This is a genomic window from Paramagnetospirillum magneticum AMB-1 (assembly GCF_000009985.1).
GTDB lineage: Bacteria > Pseudomonadota > Alphaproteobacteria > Rhodospirillales > Magnetospirillaceae > Phaeospirillum > Phaeospirillum magneticum.
The window spans coordinates 1,264,953-1,281,552 of record NC_007626.1; the positions used below are offsets into that span (position 1 = coordinate 1,264,953).

Below are 16,600 nucleotides of genomic sequence, written 5' to 3' on the forward strand. Positions count from 1 at the left end.
CTGCCCTGCACCCGCCAGGGACTCGTCCCTGGACCCCATTCCTTCGAGGGCATCATGCATTGGGCTGCCGCTTATATCGGCCTGCCGTGGTCCGTCCACGGCAGTGGGCCGGACTCGTTCAATTGCTGGGAATTCGTCCGCATGGTGCAGGCCCGACATTTCGGCCGCCTGCTGCCCGAGATCGGCAATCCCGAAGACATGCTGGTCATGGGCCGCACCTTCCGCGACCACCCCGAGCGGCAACGCTGGGCCAGGGTTGACCCGCCTATGGAAGGCGATTGCGTGCTGCTGCGCCGATCCCGCCATCCCATCCATGTGGGAATCTGGCTCGACGTGGATGGCGGTGGTGTCCTGCATTGCGCCGAGGGCGCCGGGGTGGTGTTCCAGCGTTCGGACGCGCTCGCGCTCAACGGCTGGGCCGTCGAAGGCTTCTATCGGTTCTCGCCATGACCGCCTCCATCGTCATCGTTACCAATCCGTTCGAGCCGGTGGCCAGCCGCTCGGTGCATGCGGTGGAAGCCGGGATTACGGTGGGCGGCCTGTTGCAGGGCTGCGGAATTGCCGAGGATTGCTGGTCCGATGGCCCGGAAATCCTGATCGGCGGTATGACGGTTCCGGTCGGCATCTATGCCGTCCGGGCCATCAGCGACAGCGAGGTCGTCACCGTCATTCGCTGGCCCCAGGGCGGCGGTGGCGATGGCGGGGGCGGCAAGAACCCGATGCGGATCGTGCTGACCATCGCGGTGATGGTAGCCGCCATCTATCTAGGCCCCATGGCGGCGGTGGCCATGGGCTATACCGCCGCCGGCAGTGCCGCCGCCATGGCCACCGCCGGAATCGCCCTGGCCGGCTCGATGCTGATCAATACGGTGATCCCGGCTCCCAAGCCTTCCATGCCGTCGCTCAACTGGGGCGGCAGCGGCAGCGCCCCGGCCCCCAGCCCGACCTATTCAATCCAGGCTCAGGGCAACCAGGGCCGATTGGGGCAGCCGATCCCGGTGATCTATGGCCGCCACCTGATCTATCCCGACCTCGCCTCCGAGCCCTACCAGGATTACGTCGGCGGCGAGCAGTACCTCTACCAGCTCCATGTCATCGGCCAGGGCGAGTATGCGGTCGAGCAGATCCGCATCGAGGACACCCCCATCTCCTCCTTCGAGGAAGTCCAGACCGAAACCGTTCCGCCCGGCAGCCGGGTCACCCTGTTCGAGCCGGATGTGGTCACCGCCGCCGAGGTGGCGGGCCAGGAACTGGTGGCCCCCAATCTGGTGCAATCGGGCGACGACGGATATATCGGCCCGTTCACCGCCAACCCGGTCGATACCACGGCCGGGGCGCTGGGCATCGACGTGGTGATGCCGCGTGGCCTCTATTACGCCAATGACGGCGGCAGCCTCGATAGCCGCTCCGTCCAGTGGCAGGTCGAGGCCCGCGCCATCGATGCCGAGGGCGGAGCCATCGGCGGTTGGGTGGTTCTGGCGCAGCCGTCGCATAGCGCCGCCACCAACAGCGCGCTCCGTCTGTCGTTCCGCTATTCGGTCAGTCCGGGTCGCTATGAGGTCCGCCTCAAGCGTCTCGACACCAAGGACACCGCCGAACGCGCCGGCCATGAAATTCGCTGGGGCGCTCTGCGGGCCTATTTGACCGGCCAGCCCGATTTCGGCGCCGTCACCCTACTGGCGGTCAAGATGCGGGCCACCGACAATCTCAGCCAGCGCTCCAGCCGCATGATCAACGTCATCGCCACCCGCAAGCTGCCGGTGTGGTCGGCGGCGGGCGGTTGGTCGGCCCCGCAGCCGACCCGTTCCATCGCCTGGGCCTTCGCCGATGCCTGCAAGGCGGACTATGGCGCAAAGCTGGCCGATAGCCGCATCGACCTCAAGACGCTGACCACTCTGGATGCCGTTTGGGCTGCCCGTGGCGATTTCTTCGACGCGGTATTCGACACCAGCATGACGGTGTGGGAGGCCCTGACCCGCATCGCCCGCTGCGGCCGGGCCGTGCCCATCCAGCAGGGCGGCATCGTCCGTATCATCCGCGACGCGCCCCAGACCATGCCGGTGGCCATGTTCGGGCCGCGCAACATCGTCAAGGGCTCGTTCAAGATCAAATACGTCATGCCCGGCGACGACACCGCCGACGCGGTGACGGTGGAGTATTTCTCGTCCCGCACCTGGAAGCCCGACGAGACCACCGCCAAGCTGGCGGACAGTGCTGGCGACAATCCCGCCAAGGTCAACCTGTTCGGCTGCACCGCCAAGGACCATGCCCAACGGGAAGGTCTCTACATCGCCGCCAACAACCGCTATCGCCGCCGCATGGTCACCTTCCGCACCGAGTTGGAGGGCATGATCCCCACCTACGGCGATCTGGTCGCCATCACCCACGACATGCCCCGCTGGGGCCAGGGCGGCGAGGTGATCGACTGGCGGGCCGAATCCGCCAAGCTGCCTTGGGTTGGAGCGGTTCTGGTCCTGTCCGAACCGCTGACCTGGACCGAGGGCGCCACTCATTACCTGGCGCTGCGCCGCCGCGACGGAAGTCTGGCGGGGCCGTTCCGGGTCGAGCCAATGGCCGATGCGCCCACCATGGTGCGTCTCGCCGAGCCGCTGACCGTCACGCCTTATACCGGCGGCTCGGAGGAGCGGACCTACTTCTCCTTCGGCTCAGGCCAGGCTTGGGCGCAGACCGCCCGCATCCTCGCCATCCGTCCCCGTGCCGAGCAGGTGGAGATCACCGCCGTCGCCGAGGATTTCCGAGTGCATGTGAACTGATTGCGGGGCGCTGCCCCGTTCCCCGCCAAAGGCCGTGAGGCCCTTGGAACCCACTCCCCACAGCCGCCTCCGGGCGGCTTTTTCATTGGAGGTTCCCCATGACCAAGGACGCTGTCATGCCGCGTGGCATTCGCCTCAACAATCCCGGTAATATCAAGGAATCCCCCGGCGACAAGACTCAGTGGCAAGGCGAGCGCGCCACCGATGACGATCCGGTGTTCGAGGAGTTCGTCAGCCCTGAAGCTGGCATTCGGGCGCTGGCCCGCATCCTGCTCGGCTATCAACGCCGCCATGGCCTCAACACCGTGACGGGGATCATCACCCGTTGGGCGCCGGGTTGCGAGAACGACACCGGCTCCTATATCGCCCATGTCGCCGCCCGCCTGGGCGTAACCCCCGATCAGGCCATCGACCTGACCAAGGCCGACACTATGGTCGGATTGGTCGAAGCCATCATCCGCCATGAGAACGGCCAGCAGCCCTACACCAGAGAGGTGATTCTGGCCGGGGTCGGCATGGGGCTGGGGAGCGCCTGACCATGAATCTGCTCGATCTCCTCGGCGATGCCGCCGCCATCGCCGCCAATCCCATCGCGGGGCTGGCCAAGGTGGCGCTGGACGTGGCGCCGGACATCGCCAGCCTGTTCGGCGACGATGCCGAGAAGGCGGTCGGGAAACTGGCCGACACCGTCCGCGCCATCACCGGCACCGACGATCCCGACAAGGCCCGCGAGATGCTGGCCGACCCCAATCTGGTGTTCCAGCTTCGCTCCCAGGCGCAAGAATTCGCCCATGCTGAACGCATGCAGCAGATGACCGGGGCAATCACCACGCTGACCGCTACCCTGGTCGACCGCCAGAACGCCCGTGCCAGGGACAGCGAGTTCATCAAAGCAGGCAGGAGCAACACTCGCGCCAACGTCCTGCTGGTGACCGCCGGACTCGGCATTGTCGGCGGGATCGGCTTCATGGTGTTCGGCCATGTGGACGGCAACACCGCCGTCGGCGGCTGCATCATCTCGGTGGTGACACTGCTGGCGGGCAAGTTCGCCACCGCGTTTGATTTTGAGTTCGGCGGCTCGGCGGATTCCGAGCAGACCCGCACTCTGCTGGCGCAAGCACCACCCATTGGCAAGTAGCACAATCCATACTTCGCACGACGCGGCCGACCTGGGGAGAGCCCCCGGTCGGCCGCTTTTTGTGTTTGTGGGCTCCGAACGGGACCGCCGCCATCCCCACCCTGTGCTTGATCCATCCCCCACGACGGCGTCTCCCACAGTCCCCGCGCTTTGCCATTCGGGCCGGGTCCGGGTACCCTTGTCGCCGGAGGTCAGCCAGCACTTTTCTGGCTGTCGGTCACGCGCTGGAATTCAGCCTGCAATTCGGGATAGTTCAGGGTGAGGTAGCGGACGATGCGGTTATTGCCCAGAAGCCTGTCCAGAAACCCGTTGATCACCACAAGATCAAGGTGGTCCGAGCCATAAGACCGTTCGATTTGACGGAATTCCCGGTCCAGCTTGGCCGATTCTTCCTCCATCAGGGCAATCTGTTCATCGGTGAGGCCGTTGATCCGTTTCGCGCCCTTCTGGTTGATCAGTTGGGAGGCGGGCGTGGCGCTGACCAGAGATTTGGCGTAGTTGATCGAATATTTATTCATGGCGATCATCAGTTGCGCCGCTTCGATCTGGCGGATGGGCAGCATTTTCTTCAGCTGGTCGAAGGTGTTGATGGGGACGTGTTTGTCCTGCAGCAACTCGACCACCTCCGGGCAGATTCCATTCAGAATCGCGGTCTTGCGGCGGAGATAGGCGACATCGACATTCAGGGAACTGGCGATCCGTTCCTCGGGCACGCCGTCTTCGATAGCCTTCAGGATCATCCTGTGTTCCTGAACGATGGCGATGCGATTGATCCGCTTGTTGTAGGTGAAGCCCTCGTCATCGGTGGCGATCAGGCAATCGGTGGACGTCTCGCCCATTTCCTTCAGAATCTCGATGCGCAGATGCCCGTCGAGCAGCAGATATTTTCCCTCCTCCGAGCGATCTTTGGCCACGACGGGTGGTTCGACGATTCCCACATCTCGGATGGACGCCGCGATCTGGGCATATTTCGGGGTTTTCTTTACTGCTGGACCGACCAGGCGGAGGGGCTGAATATCGGCAAAGGCGATGCGCTGGCTGCGGCGTTCAAAGGCCATTTGTACGGGGCCGGGTGGGGGCTTGCGTGCCATGGTCAAGCCACCTCCGCCCGCTGAATGCGGCGGGCAAGATTCTGGGGGACGGACTCAAGCCCCTCGGCCCGCAGCAGGGTGACGAAATTCTCGTCATCCAGCAGCCGCCGGAACGCCTCGGTCATGAACAGCAGGCGGGTGCGTGCGGCATTGGCCCGACGGACCAGGAGCCGCTTCTTCTCGGTGTCGTCCCGATAGGCTCGAACCAACGCATCGGATGATGGAGCGTCTTTCCGGGTTGGTCCCGTCGGCCTCAATCCCTTGCCCCGGCGGGACCGATTCTCGACTAGCCGCTTGGCGATCAACAGCTTGCGACCACGCAGCAGATTCTGCTCGTATGCCTGCTGAAGCGCGGACTGAACCCCAAGGTCATCCGCCTCGGCGATATCCACGGCGACACTGACCGGAATCTGCCCCGATTCCACGGCGCGCAACAATCGGGTTTCGCCTTTCTCCAGCAGGCGAACCACCCCTCGGACATATTCCAGCGTCAGGCCGGTTTTCTTGGTGATTTCCGGTTCGCTGTAGCCGCGGCGTTTCATTCCGCCAATATCGTGGAGCAGATCGATGGCCTGATGGAGACGGCGGGCACAGTTCTCGACCAGGCTCTTGACCATGAGTTCCTGGGAATCCGCCTCGACCACGAAGGCCGGAATTTCGGACTGACCAAGCACCTGGAACGCCTCCAGCCGCCCTTGTCCGCAGATCAGGTCGTAGCGGGGGCCATTCTGATCCTCGCGGCGAGTGACGGTGATGGGCTTCTTGAGGCCCACCTCGGCAATGCTGTCGACGATATCCCGGAAGACCTTCTGATTGCGCAGCCGGGGATTGATCACCCTGATCCGATCCATCGGAATCAGTTCGATGGCCTGACCGGAACTTTCCACCATCATGCAACCTCCAGCAATCCGATCCGCGCGGCCATGCCGAACAACGGTTCAAGGGTGTCGAAACGAAAGGAGTCCAGCGCGATTCCGTTGTGTTCACCCAGGCGGAGCCTCGGCCCGGTCATGTCCCGGTTGGGAAGGAGATAATAGTCGCGCGCTTGAGCGTTCGCCGGGTCCATCCGCACGGCGATGGTGATGTCCGGACAGAGACCCGTATCAAGGCGGATATGCCAGCGGAGCGATCCTGCCGGTGTTTCCTGGCAGCGGACGATCACCAGCGAGGCGGTGAATTCCCGGTTGATGGTCAAAAGGTCGGTGACCGGGTCTTGCTCCACGCGGCCGCCAGTCTGCTCGATCCCGGCAACGGTGTCGGCCAGGACTTGCGGATGCATCCGCCGCAGGAGCCGGTTGATCTCGATATAGCGATAATCCCGGTCGGGAGTGAAGCCGACCAGTTCATAGGCTCTGAGCAGGCTGCCGAAGCGGCTTTGATAGGCGCTGCTGGATGGGCAATGGTCCGCCTCGTCGATCATGATGCCGGACAGAAAGCCCCGCCGCTCCAGCAACTCCCGCAATAACTCCAGCATCTCTTCGCTCGACAGCCGTTGTGAGCGCCCCCGGATGATGGTTTGGGCCGCGTCAAATAGGGCATGGTCGATGATCGGGGAAAAAACGGCATCGGCCCGCACCCAATCGTCCGGGGCATTTTCGACACGCTTTTTCTTCAGCTTGAAGGAGCGGCGGTTCCAGACATTGTTGCCGATGTATTTCTCATTGATCAGCACCTGGTGGACGGTGCCGCGTGTCCACGGTCGGCCGAGATCCGTGGCGATCCCGCGTCCATTGAGCGCCAGGGCGATCTCGCGCTCCGACTTCCCGTCCACGACGAAGGCGCGGTAGATGGACCGGACGACTTCAATTTCCTCGGGCGGGCCGGGAATCAGGATGACGCGGTCGGTCTGAATGCTCTTCTGCTCGCCCCTATCCAGGACGTTCTTCTGGGTTCCGGTATGGTCGATCAACTGGCGGCGCAGACCGAAACCGGCCGGGCCGCCTTGCCGATAGCCCAGCGTGATCAATCGGCGCTGGCCGGTGAAGACCTTGACCGATAATTCCCGGCAATATTCACCGGCCATGGTCCGCTTCAGGGCCTTGATGATGTGGGAAAACGGGCTGCCGTCGTTGTCGAATTGCTCGGCGCAATAATGGACGGCGATACCGGCCAGATCGCAGCACAGTTCGTAATAGGCGCCCTCGTCGGGATTTTGGAACCGGCCCCAGCGGCTGACGTCGTAAACCAGCACAATGGAAAAGTCGGCCCGACCGCTCTGAACGTCATCTAGTAAATTCTGCAGCGCCTTGCGGCCATCCAGACGCAGGCCGCTTTTGCCATCGTCACGATAGGTCCGCACGATTTCAAAGCCGTGGTCATCCGCGTACTGCCGGATGGCATCGGCCTGATTTTCGGTCGAGTACTGTTGATGCTCGGTGGACATCCGCACGTATTGTGCGACCCGAATACGTGGAGGTCCGGCGGAAGAACCGCTGCTTAACTCCTGTCGGTTCTCATCCGTCACCGTAACTGCATCCTTCCTTTCCTTGATTTGCTGAATATTACAAGGAAGGAGAGGGAAAAATGTTGCCGAAAAAGGGCAAAGTTTTTCCGGCAAACACCGGAGCGAACGGCACATACGCAGAACAGATCGCAGCCGCCTTGCGGAATGATCTCGGTTCCAGTCATCAGGGGGTGAAGACGGCCATGCGCTGGACTGGCGCCAGCGAGCGGACGGTCAAGAACTGGTTCGCCGGAACCAACGGTCCCAGCGGAGAACATCTGGTCGATCTGGCCCGGCATTCAAAGGCCGTCATGGGGATGTTTCTGGTCCTGGCGGGACACTCAGAAATGATTGCGGGCTTGGCGTTGGGGGAGATTCGCACGGCGCTTGTCGATGCCCTGGCGGTCGTTGACATGCATATGGCCGATGCATAGAGGACAGTGATTCTGATGCCGGGATAAGCGGTTCAGACTCACGGCGAAACCCCATCCGCTACCGAATCATCCGCCCCTGGATTGCTATGGCGTGCCGGGGGTGGCTAGCTTCCGAAACACAATCAGCCTGCCAGTTTCGGAATGCGAACCACCCCATGAGCATCGCCCTGCATCCCCGCCATATGAGCGCTTCCGAGCGCCTGAACGAAGTCGCGGAAATCCTGTCCACCGGCGCCATGCGTCTGATCGACCGGAAGTCCAGGTCTTTATCTGCCAACAGCGGAGACAGTTCCCTCGACTTCACCGCCCACCAGAGCGTCCATGCACCGGAGAACAAACAGAGGATTTTCCGCAAATGACCAGCGCGCTCCTGACACAAATCGCCGGGCTGCCCGTCTTGCCGACGCCCAGGCTCAGGGAAATGTGGCGAGACCTGACCGGCACCGAGCCGCCGCCCTACAATCGCACCTTCCTGGTCCGGCGGCTGGCCTATCGCCTGCAGGAACTGGCCTTCGGCGGCTTGTCGGCGAAGGCTGAACGCCGCATCGACGATCTGATTTACGAATTGGAGAATCCGAAGAAGGCCAAGCCCAGGGATCTGGACACCCCGATCCCCGGCACCAAGCTGATCCGCGAATGGCAAGGCGTGATGCACGAGGTGACGACGGAGGCCGATGGCTATGAATATCAGGGCCGCCGGTTCAAGAGCCTGTCGGCGGTGGCTCGCGCCATCACCGGCACCCGCTGGAATGGGCCGCTGTTCTTTGGGCTTCGGCGCTCCGGTGCCCTGGGAGGTGGCAAATGAGCGCTCCAAATAAGCCGATTCGAAAAGTCCGCTGCGCCGTCTATACCCGCAAGTCCTCGGAAGAGGGGCTGGAGATGGAATTCAACAGCCTGGATGCCCAGCGGGAATCCTGCGAAGCCTATATCGCCAGCCAACGGGCCGAGGGTTGGGTGCCGGTGCCCAACCGCTATGATGATGGTGGGTTTTCCGGCGGCAATCTCGAACGGCCCGCCCTGAAGCGCCTGCTGAACGACATCGAGGCCGGGCTGGTCGATGTGGTGGTGGTCTACAAGATCGACCGCCTCAGCCGCTCCTTGATGGATTTCTCCAAGCTGGTCGAGGCGTTCGACCGCAACGACGTCACCTTCGTCTCGGTCACCCAGTCCTTCAACACCACCACCTCCATGGGGCGGCTGACGCTGAACATCCTGCTGTCCTTTGCCCAATTCGAGCGAGAGGTGATCGGTGAACGCATCCGCGACAAATTCGCCGCCTCACGCAGGAAAGGGATGTGGATGGGGGGCGTGCCGCCGCTCGGCTATGACGTGGTGGCCCGCAAGCTGGTGGTCAACGAGGCCGAGGCCGATCTGGTGCGCCACATCTTCCGCCGCTTCCTGCAGGTTGGTTCCGCCACCCTGCTGATCAAGGAACTGAACGCCGCTGGCCATCGCACCAAGTCCTGGGTCACCCAGGACGGCAAGGAGCGCCAGGGCGTGCCCTTCACCAAGAACTTCCTCTACAAGATGCTCGGCAACCGGGTCTATCTGGGTGAGGCCGTCCACAAGGGTGAATCCCATGCGGGCGAACATGCGGCCATCATCGACCTGACCACCTGGGAACGGATCGAGGCGGTGAAGGCCGACAACGCCCCCATGAAACGCGCGGCGGCGGCCCGTGCCACCACCCCGGCCCCATTGAAGGGGTTGGTAATCTGCGCCCATTGCGGCCGGGCCATGACGCCCAGCCACACCCGCAAGAAAGGGCGGCTGTACCGCTATTATACCTGCATGAAGGCCATCACCGCTGGCCATGAGTCCTGCCCGGTGCGTAGCGTCGCCGCGGGCGAGATCGAGACGGCGGTGATCGGGCAGGTCCGCGCCCTGCTGCGTGCCCCGGAAATCCGGGCACGGGCGGAACGGATGGCCCCGCATGTGGCGGCGACGGATCTGCATGCCGCTCTCGACCGGTTCGATGAGGTCTGGGATGAACTCTTCCCTGCCGAGCAGGCCCGCATCCTCCATTTGATGGTCGAACAGGTGGCCATCTCGACCGACGGGGCGGACTTGCGCCTGCGAGCCGAAGGGCTGTCCAGCGTCGTGGCCGACATCACCGCCCTCCAGAACGCTCGGAGCGCCGCATGACCGACAAGATCAGTATCGACACCTTCACCGTTCGGGTGCCCCTGAATATCCGCCGGCATGGCGGGCGCAAGCTGGTGATCGTGCCCGAAGACAACACAGTACCCGTCCGCCCCAATTCCAGCCCCGACGACACGTTGCTGAAGGGCTTGGCCCGTGCATATCGGTGGAAGCGGATGCTGGAAAACGGCAGCGTCCGTTCCCTGACCGAACTGGCCGAGGAGGAAAAAATCACTCCCTCCTATCTCACCCGCATTTACCGCCTGACCCTTCTGGCCCCCGATATCGTCGAAATGATCCTTGATGGCCGCCAGCCGCGCACCTTGCAACTGGCCGATCTGATGGACAACATTCCGATGGAGTGGGAGCGGCAGCGGGAAGTGTTGGGGCATTGAGTTATTGCCCCCTCAACCTGTGTTCGCCAGAACGATACCGACGTCCTGCTGGTGGGGTTTCGGGTCAGGCGCCATCCTGGGTGTATTCATAGCCGTGCAGCATCGCCGCTTCGGCACGCGCCAACTCCTTGCCGAGATAGGCGGCGTGGCTGAGTTGGCTCACCCAGCCGTTCTCGATGATCGTCCAGTAGATGGTGCGGGAATCTGCCCCTTCGATTCGCCGCAGCAAGGCGTTGTCGTAGCCGTAATGCTCGACGAGAAGCCGTCTCTCCGGGCGTTGCGGCAGGACCACGAAGTAGCCCGCCTTGTCCATCTCGATGGATCTCGGCTCCCCGGCCTGGACCATCGGCGGTTCACTGGTCGCCGGGGACGTGGTGGGACAGGACGAGCAGCCGCAGGACGGCTTCTGCGGGGCCGGGGTGTTGTGCTGTTCGATAGCAGCGATGATACGCCCTGGGTCGATTTCCCCGATCAGGTCGATGATCTGGACACGTTGCCTGAAGGTCGCCACCTCGTCCGGGGTCACGTTCCGCAAAATCGGGCGCTTGCCGGGTGAGCCGATCACCCGCATGGCCTCATCGACGCCGTTTTCGGCCAGGGCCAGCAGCGTGCGGCCCGGCTGGTGCCCCGGCGGGTCTTGGCCGACAAGAATGAGCGTGGTGATGTCAGGATTGGCGGCGACGTTGCGCACCACCTTGTCGATGCCGATGTTCTCGGTTTCGGTCTTGCCGACCATGCACAGGGCCGGTGGCTTGAGATCGGCGATCCGTGCTGCCAGGGCGACATCGCCCAGGGTGGAGACGGCCACGGTGCAATCAGCCCCATGGCACAGCACGAAGTAATCGCCGGGAACCGGCGGCCACCCCTCCCGGATCTCGAAACCGCAGGCCGCATGGAGATCAAGCTGGGGGAACGCTTGAGCCAGAGCATTGGAGGCCACCGCCGGATAGCAGTGGGAGCAGCCGAGGCACGGGTATTCGACGGCCTCCATCCGCTGCCGCCCTGCCCGAGCCTCCTCGACCAGGGCCATCGCTTCGGTGGGCAGGTCCACTGCCAACACCAGACCGTCAAGGAATTCGCCAAGACAGCCGCACTTCCGGCATTTGGCGAGACCGATGGCCGTCCCCAACTCGTGATGGATGGTCTCCACGGCAGCCAGCATCGAACACTCCTGTTTGCTGTCGCAAACCATAGCACGACGGGCACCACAATTCATTAGAATGACGGAATATTCCGTTGCGCCATCATCATCGATCTCCCCGCCAGAACAGCAGGGCCACGACGGCGATGGCGGTGAAGGCTGCTCCCGCCTGGAAGGTTGCCGATGGACCGATGACGGTCCATAGCCAGCCCGCGATCACGCTGGCGAACAACAGGGCGATGCCGGACGCCAGATTGAACACGCCGAAGGCGGTGCCGCGCAAGCTGGCCGGGGCGGTGTCGGCAACCAGGGTGGCGAGCAGCCCCTGGGTCATGCCCATGTGCAGCCCCCATAGCGCCACGCCCACCATGACCTGGGCAATGCCGCTGGCCTGGGCCAGCACCAGATCGGCGACGATCAGGACAGAGAAACCGCCCAGCAGCAGCCCACGCCGCCCCAGCCGGTCGGACAGATGGCCGACCGGATAGGAGCTTGCGGCATAGACGATGTTCATGGCGACGAAGACCAGCGGCACCAAAGCGGCTTGCAGCCCGACCGACTGCGCCCGCAGCAGCAGGAAGCCCTCGCTGAATCGGGCCAGAGTCATCAGCATGGCAATGGCGACTACCACCCAATAGGCCAGGGGAAATCGCTTGACCTCGGCCCAGGACAGGCGGGCCTTGGCCGCCCCCTTGTGGGTGGTAGGTTCCCGAATGCCGAAGACGATCAACAGCACCGCCAGCAGCGCCGGGATGGTGGCGATCCAGAATAACAGCCGGTAGTCGTCACTGGTCAGCCCCATCACCAGGATGGCGATGATCGGCCCGGCGAAGGCTCCTACCGTATCGAGCGACTGACGCAACCCGAAAGCGGCTCCCATCAGATGCGGCGGCGTCAGGTCGGCCACCAGGGCGTCACGGGGCGCCCCCCGGATGCCCTTGCCCAAACGGTCGGCAAAACGGGCGGTGATCACCCAGCCCAATGAGGGAGCCAGGGCGAACACCGGCTTGGTCAGGGCGGCGAGGCCATAGCCGAACAGCACCAGCGGCTTGCGCTTGCCCGCCCAATCGCTGATCGCGCCGGAGAACACCTTGGTGATGGCCGCAATCGCCTCGGCGATACCTTCGATGATGCCGATCGACAGGGCGCTGACGCCCAGCACCGAGGTCAGGAACACCGGCAGCAGGCTGTGGATCATCTCCGACGAGGTGTCCATCAGCAGGCTGACGAAGCCTAGTGCCCAGACGCCCTTGGGAATGGCTTGCGCAGGCAGGCCAGAACCGGCCTGATCTCCGGGAACAACGGATGGTTCGTTCATTGCCTTGATTATCCAGTGGCAGGGGTGGTGCGGCGTATTTCACGCGAAGCCTGCGCCATGACGCCCACCGCACCGGTAAGATTAAGTCCGCCGATCAGCGCGGCAACGATGATGTCCGGCCAATGGGTGCCGGTGGCGAAGACACCGGTCGCGGCCAGCATCACAGCCACATTGGCAATGGCGTCGTTGCGGGAACAGACCCATACCGAGCGCATGTTGGCGTCACCGTTCCGGTAGGTGAACAGCAGTGCGGCCACCGTGCCGTTCGCCGCCAGCGCCAGGAAACCTACAGCCCCCATGATCTCCGCCTTGGGCAATGATCCGAACCATGCGTGCCATGCCGTGCTTCCCAACACCCAAAGACCAAATGCGGCCATGCTGCTCCCTTTAACCATGGCTGCGATGGCACGGTGTCGGAGCGCCTTTCCAAGGACAAAAAGGCTGATTCCATAATTGGCGGCATCACTGAGAAAATCGAGAGCATCCGCCTGCAAGGCAGCGGACCCGGCGAATAAGCCCGCGACGACCTCGACCAGAAACATGGTCGTATTGACCGCGAAGGCGACCTGGAGGATGCGCAAGTAGCGCGGATCGTCCTTCGCCCCCTCGCACTGCCCTTCACAACAACCCGACATGCCGTTTCTCCTGCCTTCAGGATGAAGGTGGTGGCAAAATGGACCCCGTAGCAGATACTGGGTCAAAAGGTCATGACAGAAAAATCGACCATCATCCTCGGGTAACTGGCGTTGAGCCTGGAGATTTGATGAAAAAGCCGATTGGCTGAAGCTCCGTATTTATGGTGTGGGCTTCGACCATCGGGACGCAGGGTAATGGTGGCGAGGCTTGCTCTCCACGACTTCTTCCGGTTCAACCGTCTTTTTCCGTTTCCGCCCCAAGCCGATCTTGATGGCCATTGCCGACCGATGCTCGGCATAGCTAGGGGCGACAACCGGGTAATCGGCAGGCAGGGACCACTTGGTGCGATAGTCGGTCACCGACAGGCCGTGGCTGGTCGCCAGATGGCGCTTCAGCATTTTCTGAGGCTTCCCGCATTCCAGGCAAATGACCGCATCGGGCTGGACCGATTTCTTGATCGGCACGGCCGGGCGAGGCTGATCAGTCAACGGCACCTGCATTGGCATTGCCGTGGTGACCAGCGCGGCATAGGTGGTGCGGATCAGATCGGAAAGATCTTCCACCGCCACGGCGTTGCCGCGAACGAAAGCACTGACGATACGGGCGGTCACGCCAATCATAGTGGACCTGCGCTAGCTTAATGAGGAAGCCAACATTCTCCCGACTCATACAAGCTGGCAAGCTCGCATTCGCCGCGTTCGAGCGATGTATGGCGCAGAGGATCGAAAAACGTAGATTGAGGCCGCAGTGGGTAGTGTGTCGCAGAATCAAGCAGTAAGGAATATATTGTCTTTATCTGGAAGAATATGGCGGCACACAATAAATTATGCAGAACAAATAGTTATTGATTTGTGCGAACCCGTTGCAGGTCAATGCCTTTTTTCCATTTACCTTGAAGCGGCTCGGTCAACGGCTTTTGGAGAAATACGAGGAGAGAGAAGGCAAATTCGGCCTGAACGCCGCAGCCCCACGGGACGGCGGTCAACGGCTATAGGCCGAAAATGGCGCAGAACCTCGGGCTTTTGCCCAAGGCTCACTGCGTCAGAGAATATGTTCTTTGAAGTAATTGGCGGAGGGGGCGGGATTCGAACCCGCGCAGGGATTTAGGTCCCTGGACGATTTAGCAAACCGTTGGTTTCAGCCACTCACCCACCCCTCCGCAGAGGCGGTTGTTTACCGCATTGGCCGGAGCGACGTTTCTAACCAAAGCCAAAGCGGGCGTCAACGCTTCCTTTTTCATGATCGGCAAAGGAATCGTGGGCGGCTTCCGCAGTGGCACAGCCCCCGGGTTGCGGCGAAGGCAAGGCCGTCGTAAGGTGACAAGTGTTCGGGGAGCCGGCCGCTCCTATGGGGAGGAGGAATGCGCAGTACGTGGCCGTTTGTCGCGGGAGCGATCGTTGCCGGTCTGGTGACGCTGTTCACCATGCCGATTCTGGTTGCGACCGGATTCATCATGATGGCCGTGGGGGCTGTCGGTCATGACGAGGCCGTCCTGGCGGGCGGCTCGGCCTTTTCCATGCGCGACGAGCGCGGGCGCATCACCTCCAAACTGGTCAACACCACCTACACCGTCGTATCCGTCCCCATCACCGGCGAGCCGCGGCCGCGCCGCACCTTGCTGCGCCAGCGCGTGACGGTGGGCGATGACGGAGTCGGCCGGGCCAGCCTGTCGGCGTGGCTGGTGGGGGCGCCGTCGGAACTGCGCAAAGCGCCGCTGTTCCACATCAGCGTGGCGGCCCATTCCGCCAGTCTGGGCGATGATTTCCTGTTCTGGACCGAAACCGCCGGGCGGCGCACGGCCTATTCCCTGGCCAACGGCAACTGGCTGTTCGATGCCGACCTGCCGCTGGTCACCTTCACCTTCGAGCCCGAGGCGCGGCGCATGGCGGCCTTGTCGCGGGCCGACGAGGAATACGCCTCCAAGGGCGGTGTTGCGGTGTTCACCTATGCCGCGCCCGGCCGTGTACTGCGCCGCGCTGTGCTGGTGGTGGACGATTCCATGCGGGCCGGCATGCTGCGCGCCACCCTGTCGGCCACCAAGCTGGTGAGCTATTCCGACGATTCCCTGGGTGGCCGGGTGGTGGAGTTGCCCCTGGGGTCGGGCTCGGTGCGCATTCCGGTGACGCCCAACGAACTGGACCTCCGCCGGGCGGTTCTGCCCGCGGGAATGCGTCTGGTGCCCATTCAGCTCTGGGAGTAGGGGGCTGGAGTTTAACAGGCTGCGGGGGCACTCCGCTTCGGGGGCTTTTGCCCCCGATCCCCCAAGCAGGAAGCACAGCTTCCCGAACCCTTCAGCTTTTTAAAGAACGGGTCAGGGCGGTCGCCCTGCCGCGCAAGCGGGCTGTTCCGCAGCCTGTCAGCCTGAAACTGTATTTGCGAAAAACTCTATCCCACCATCCGCCACCAGCGGCGGGCTTCCCGCACCGCCCATTCCGGGCCATGGCCCGAGAACAGCATGGCATCGTCGTCCAGCAGGCCCAGCAGGCGGTTGATGGAGGCCCACAATTGCTGTTCGCTGCCGCCCGGCAGGTCGGTGCGGCCTACGCCGTTGCGGAACAGGGTGTCGCCGGTCAGCACGAAGCCGCCGAAATCCAGGCAGATGCCGCCGGGCGTATGGCCGGGGGTATGGATCACCCGCACCGGGGCACCGCCCAGGCTTTCGGTGGGTTCGCCCGTGAAGGTCTGCAGGCTGCCCGGGCCCTTTTGCGGCTGGCCGGTGAAGGTACGGTTGAGATCGCTGGAGGTGGAGATCACCTGGGTCTCGTCGGCATGGGCGCGGGTGGAGATGCCCAGCGTCGTCTCGATCTGATGGGCCGCGCCCAGATGGTCGGGATGACCGTGGGTCAGCCAGATCACCTCGGGCTTGGCGCCGGTGGCGGCCACCGCTTCCAGGATCCGGTCTCCGTCTCCGCCGGGATCGACGATGGCCAGGGTATTGGTCGGCTTGTGCACCACGAGATAGCAGTTCTCGTACCAGGGCGGGCTGGTCACCAGGACCGACAGGGAGAAATCGCCGAAATCGCCGAACTGCTGAAGGGTCATGACTCTGGTCTCGTCCATGATAAGTTCCCTCCCCTATAGCGAAGCC

General features: G+C 63.1%; 18 protein-coding genes and 1 tRNA gene. 10 read left to right on the forward strand and 9 right to left on the reverse strand.

The genetic code is table 11. The features are described 5' to 3' along the window. Nucleotides 1-54 precede the first annotated feature (54 nt). The 4 genes from AMB_RS06045 (at nt 55) to AMB_RS06060 (ending at nt 3,912) form a co-directional block, all read left to right on the forward strand. The gene (locus AMB_RS06045) at nt 55-450 is read left to right on the forward strand and encodes an NlpC/P60 family protein (RefSeq protein WP_011383603.1); all 396 of its coding nucleotides are present in this window, start codon (nt 55-57) and stop codon (nt 448-450) included. After that, nucleotides 447-2,774 (forward strand): host specificity factor TipJ family phage tail protein, encoded by a 2,328-nt coding sequence (locus AMB_RS06050; protein WP_011383604.1) that lies wholly within the window; start codon nt 447-449, stop codon nt 2,772-2,774. The genes AMB_RS06045 and AMB_RS06050 overlap by 4 nt, the downstream gene beginning before the upstream one ends. A 98-nt stretch (nt 2,775-2,872) precedes the next feature. Next, entirely contained in the window at nt 2,873-3,310 is a 438-nt protein-coding gene (locus AMB_RS06055; protein WP_011383605.1) for a hypothetical protein, read from the forward strand. 2 nt (nt 3,311-3,312) lie between these two features. Next, nucleotides 3,313-3,912, forward strand: coding sequence for a hypothetical protein (locus tag AMB_RS06060; protein WP_011383606.1), 600 nt, complete (start codon nt 3,313-3,315; stop codon nt 3,910-3,912). 191 nt (nt 3,913-4,103) lie between these two features. Here AMB_RS06060 and AMB_RS06065 read toward each other — a convergent pair whose 3' ends face one another. Genes AMB_RS06065 through AMB_RS06075 form a run of 3 tightly spaced genes read right to left on the reverse strand, consistent with a single transcriptional unit; the run spans nt 4,104 to nt 7,386 of the window. After that, nucleotides 4,104-5,003, reverse strand: coding sequence for a plasmid partitioning protein RepB C-terminal domain-containing protein (locus AMB_RS06065; protein ID WP_011383607.1), 900 nt, complete (start codon nt 5,001-5,003; stop codon nt 4,104-4,106). A 2-nt stretch (nt 5,004-5,005) separates the two neighbouring features. Next, the gene (locus AMB_RS06070; protein WP_148207313.1) at nt 5,006-5,896 is read right to left on the reverse strand and encodes a plasmid partitioning protein RepB C-terminal domain-containing protein; all 891 of its coding nucleotides are present in this window, start codon (nt 5,894-5,896) and stop codon (nt 5,006-5,008) included. Further along, the gene (locus tag AMB_RS06075) at nt 5,893-7,386 is read right to left on the reverse strand and encodes a recombinase family protein (RefSeq protein ID WP_043743574.1); all 1,494 of its coding nucleotides are present in this window, start codon (nt 7,384-7,386) and stop codon (nt 5,893-5,895) included. Before AMB_RS06075 ends, AMB_RS06070 begins: the two co-directional genes overlap by 4 nt. 140 nt (nt 7,387-7,526) lie before the next feature. Between AMB_RS06075 and AMB_RS06080 the strand changes: the two genes are divergently transcribed. The 5 genes from AMB_RS06080 to AMB_RS06100 all read left to right on the forward strand — a co-directional run bounded on the left by AMB_RS06080 (nt 7,527) and on the right by AMB_RS06100 (nt 10,417). Then, nucleotides 7,527-7,880 carry a hypothetical protein gene (locus AMB_RS06080; protein ID WP_011383610.1) on the forward strand — a complete coding sequence of 118 codons (354 nt, stop codon included), beginning with the start codon at nt 7,527-7,529 and terminating at the stop codon, nt 7,878-7,880. A 155-nt stretch (nt 7,881-8,035) separates the two neighbouring features. Continuing rightward, nucleotides 8,036-8,239 carry a hypothetical protein gene (locus AMB_RS06085; protein ID WP_043743576.1) on the forward strand — a complete coding sequence of 68 codons (204 nt, stop codon included), beginning with the start codon at nt 8,036-8,038 and terminating at the stop codon, nt 8,237-8,239. Then, nucleotides 8,236-8,685: a DUF2924 domain-containing protein gene (locus tag AMB_RS06090; RefSeq protein ID WP_011383612.1), complete on the forward strand. Its 450-nt coding sequence runs from the start codon at nt 8,236-8,238 to the stop codon at nt 8,683-8,685. The genes AMB_RS06085 and AMB_RS06090 overlap by 4 nt, the downstream gene beginning before the upstream one ends. After that, nucleotides 8,682-10,025, forward strand: a complete 1,344-nt coding sequence (locus AMB_RS06095; protein ID WP_011383613.1) for a recombinase family protein — start codon at nt 8,682-8,684, stop codon at nt 10,023-10,025. Before AMB_RS06090 ends, AMB_RS06095 begins: the two co-directional genes overlap by 4 nt. After that, the gene (locus AMB_RS06100) at nt 10,022-10,417 is read left to right on the forward strand and encodes a hypothetical protein (protein WP_011383614.1); all 396 of its coding nucleotides are present in this window, start codon (nt 10,022-10,024) and stop codon (nt 10,415-10,417) included. The genes AMB_RS06095 and AMB_RS06100 overlap by 4 nt, the downstream gene beginning before the upstream one ends. A 64-nt stretch (nt 10,418-10,481) precedes the next feature. On the opposite strand, the gene AMB_RS24015 is transcribed toward AMB_RS06100, so the two are convergent. The 5 genes from AMB_RS24015 to AMB_RS06125 all read right to left on the reverse strand — a co-directional run bounded on the left by AMB_RS24015 (nt 10,482) and on the right by AMB_RS06125 (nt 14,671). Beyond that, nucleotides 10,482-11,579, reverse strand: a complete 1,098-nt coding sequence (locus tag AMB_RS24015) for a tetrahydromethanopterin S-methyltransferase subunit A (protein WP_050750645.1) — start codon at nt 11,577-11,579, stop codon at nt 10,482-10,484. An 85-nt stretch (nt 11,580-11,664) separates the two neighbouring features. Then, nucleotides 11,665-12,876, reverse strand: a complete 1,212-nt coding sequence (locus tag AMB_RS06110) for an MFS transporter (RefSeq protein ID WP_011383616.1) — start codon at nt 12,874-12,876, stop codon at nt 11,665-11,667. An 8-nt stretch (nt 12,877-12,884) separates the two neighbouring features. After that, nucleotides 12,885-13,511, reverse strand: a complete 627-nt coding sequence (locus tag AMB_RS06115) for a cation transporter (protein ID WP_011383617.1) — start codon at nt 13,509-13,511, stop codon at nt 12,885-12,887. Between the two features lie 159 nt (nt 13,512-13,670). After that, nucleotides 13,671-14,132, reverse strand: coding sequence for a MucR family transcriptional regulator (locus AMB_RS06120; RefSeq protein ID WP_011383618.1), 462 nt, complete (start codon nt 14,130-14,132; stop codon nt 13,671-13,673). A gap of 447 nt (nt 14,133-14,579) precedes the next feature. Continuing rightward, nucleotides 14,580-14,671 (reverse strand) — tRNA-Ser (locus AMB_RS06125). Nucleotides 14,672-14,872: 201 nt separating this feature from the next. On the opposite strand from AMB_RS06125, the gene AMB_RS06130 reads away from it, so the two are divergent. Continuing rightward, the gene (locus AMB_RS06130) at nt 14,873-15,712 is read left to right on the forward strand and encodes a hypothetical protein (protein ID WP_011383619.1); all 840 of its coding nucleotides are present in this window, start codon (nt 14,873-14,875) and stop codon (nt 15,710-15,712) included. Nucleotides 15,713-15,897: 185 nt separating this feature from the next. Here AMB_RS06130 and AMB_RS06135 read toward each other — a convergent pair whose 3' ends face one another. Beyond that, on the reverse strand, nt 15,898-16,572 hold the full coding sequence (locus tag AMB_RS06135) for an MBL fold metallo-hydrolase (RefSeq protein WP_011383620.1): 675 nt from the start codon (nt 16,570-16,572) through the stop codon (nt 15,898-15,900). Between the last annotated feature and the right edge of the window lie 28 nt (nt 16,573-16,600).

What these genes read in the sequence shown, in the direction of transcription:
- AMB_RS06080 (WP_011383610.1), top strand. Translation starts at nt 7,527, where the DNA reads ATGTTGCCGAAAAAGGGCAAAGTTTTTCCGGCAAACACCGGAGCGAAC.
- AMB_RS06065 (WP_011383607.1), bottom strand. Translation starts at nt 5,003, where the DNA reads ATGGCACGCAAGCCCCCACCCGGCCCCGTACAAATGGCCTTTGAACGC.
- AMB_RS06095 (WP_011383613.1), top strand. Translation starts at nt 8,682, where the DNA reads ATGAGCGCTCCAAATAAGCCGATTCGAAAAGTCCGCTGCGCCGTCTAT.
- AMB_RS06120 (WP_011383618.1), bottom strand. Translation starts at nt 14,132, where the DNA reads ATGATTGGCGTGACCGCCCGTATCGTCAGTGCTTTCGTTCGCGGCAAC.
- AMB_RS06110 (WP_011383616.1), bottom strand. Translation starts at nt 12,876, where the DNA reads ATGAACGAACCATCCGTTGTTCCCGGAGATCAGGCCGGTTCTGGCCTG.
- AMB_RS06100 (WP_011383614.1), top strand. Translation starts at nt 10,022, where the DNA reads ATGACCGACAAGATCAGTATCGACACCTTCACCGTTCGGGTGCCCCTG.
- AMB_RS06045 (WP_011383603.1), top strand. Translation starts at nt 55, where the DNA reads ATGCATTGGGCTGCCGCTTATATCGGCCTGCCGTGGTCCGTCCACGGC.
- AMB_RS06055 (WP_011383605.1), top strand. Translation starts at nt 2,873, where the DNA reads ATGACCAAGGACGCTGTCATGCCGCGTGGCATTCGCCTCAACAATCCC.
- AMB_RS24015 (WP_050750645.1), bottom strand. Translation starts at nt 11,579, where the DNA reads ATGCTGGCTGCCGTGGAGACCATCCATCACGAGTTGGGGACGGCCATC.
- AMB_RS06060 (WP_011383606.1), top strand. Translation starts at nt 3,313, where the DNA reads ATGAATCTGCTCGATCTCCTCGGCGATGCCGCCGCCATCGCCGCCAAT.
- AMB_RS06070 (WP_148207313.1), bottom strand. Translation starts at nt 5,896, where the DNA reads ATGATGGTGGAAAGTTCCGGTCAGGCCATCGAACTGATTCCGATGGAT.
- AMB_RS06075 (WP_043743574.1), bottom strand. Translation starts at nt 7,386, where the DNA reads ATGTCCACCGAGCATCAACAGTACTCGACCGAAAATCAGGCCGATGCC.
- AMB_RS06130 (WP_011383619.1), top strand. Translation starts at nt 14,873, where the DNA reads ATGCGCAGTACGTGGCCGTTTGTCGCGGGAGCGATCGTTGCCGGTCTG.
- AMB_RS06090 (WP_011383612.1), top strand. Translation starts at nt 8,236, where the DNA reads ATGACCAGCGCGCTCCTGACACAAATCGCCGGGCTGCCCGTCTTGCCG.
- AMB_RS06115 (WP_011383617.1), bottom strand. Translation starts at nt 13,511, where the DNA reads ATGTCGGGTTGTTGTGAAGGGCAGTGCGAGGGGGCGAAGGACGATCCG.
- AMB_RS06050 (WP_011383604.1), top strand. Translation starts at nt 447, where the DNA reads ATGACCGCCTCCATCGTCATCGTTACCAATCCGTTCGAGCCGGTGGCC.
- AMB_RS06085 (WP_043743576.1), top strand. Translation starts at nt 8,036, where the DNA reads ATGAGCATCGCCCTGCATCCCCGCCATATGAGCGCTTCCGAGCGCCTG.
- AMB_RS06135 (WP_011383620.1), bottom strand. Translation starts at nt 16,572, where the DNA reads ATGGACGAGACCAGAGTCATGACCCTTCAGCAGTTCGGCGATTTCGGC.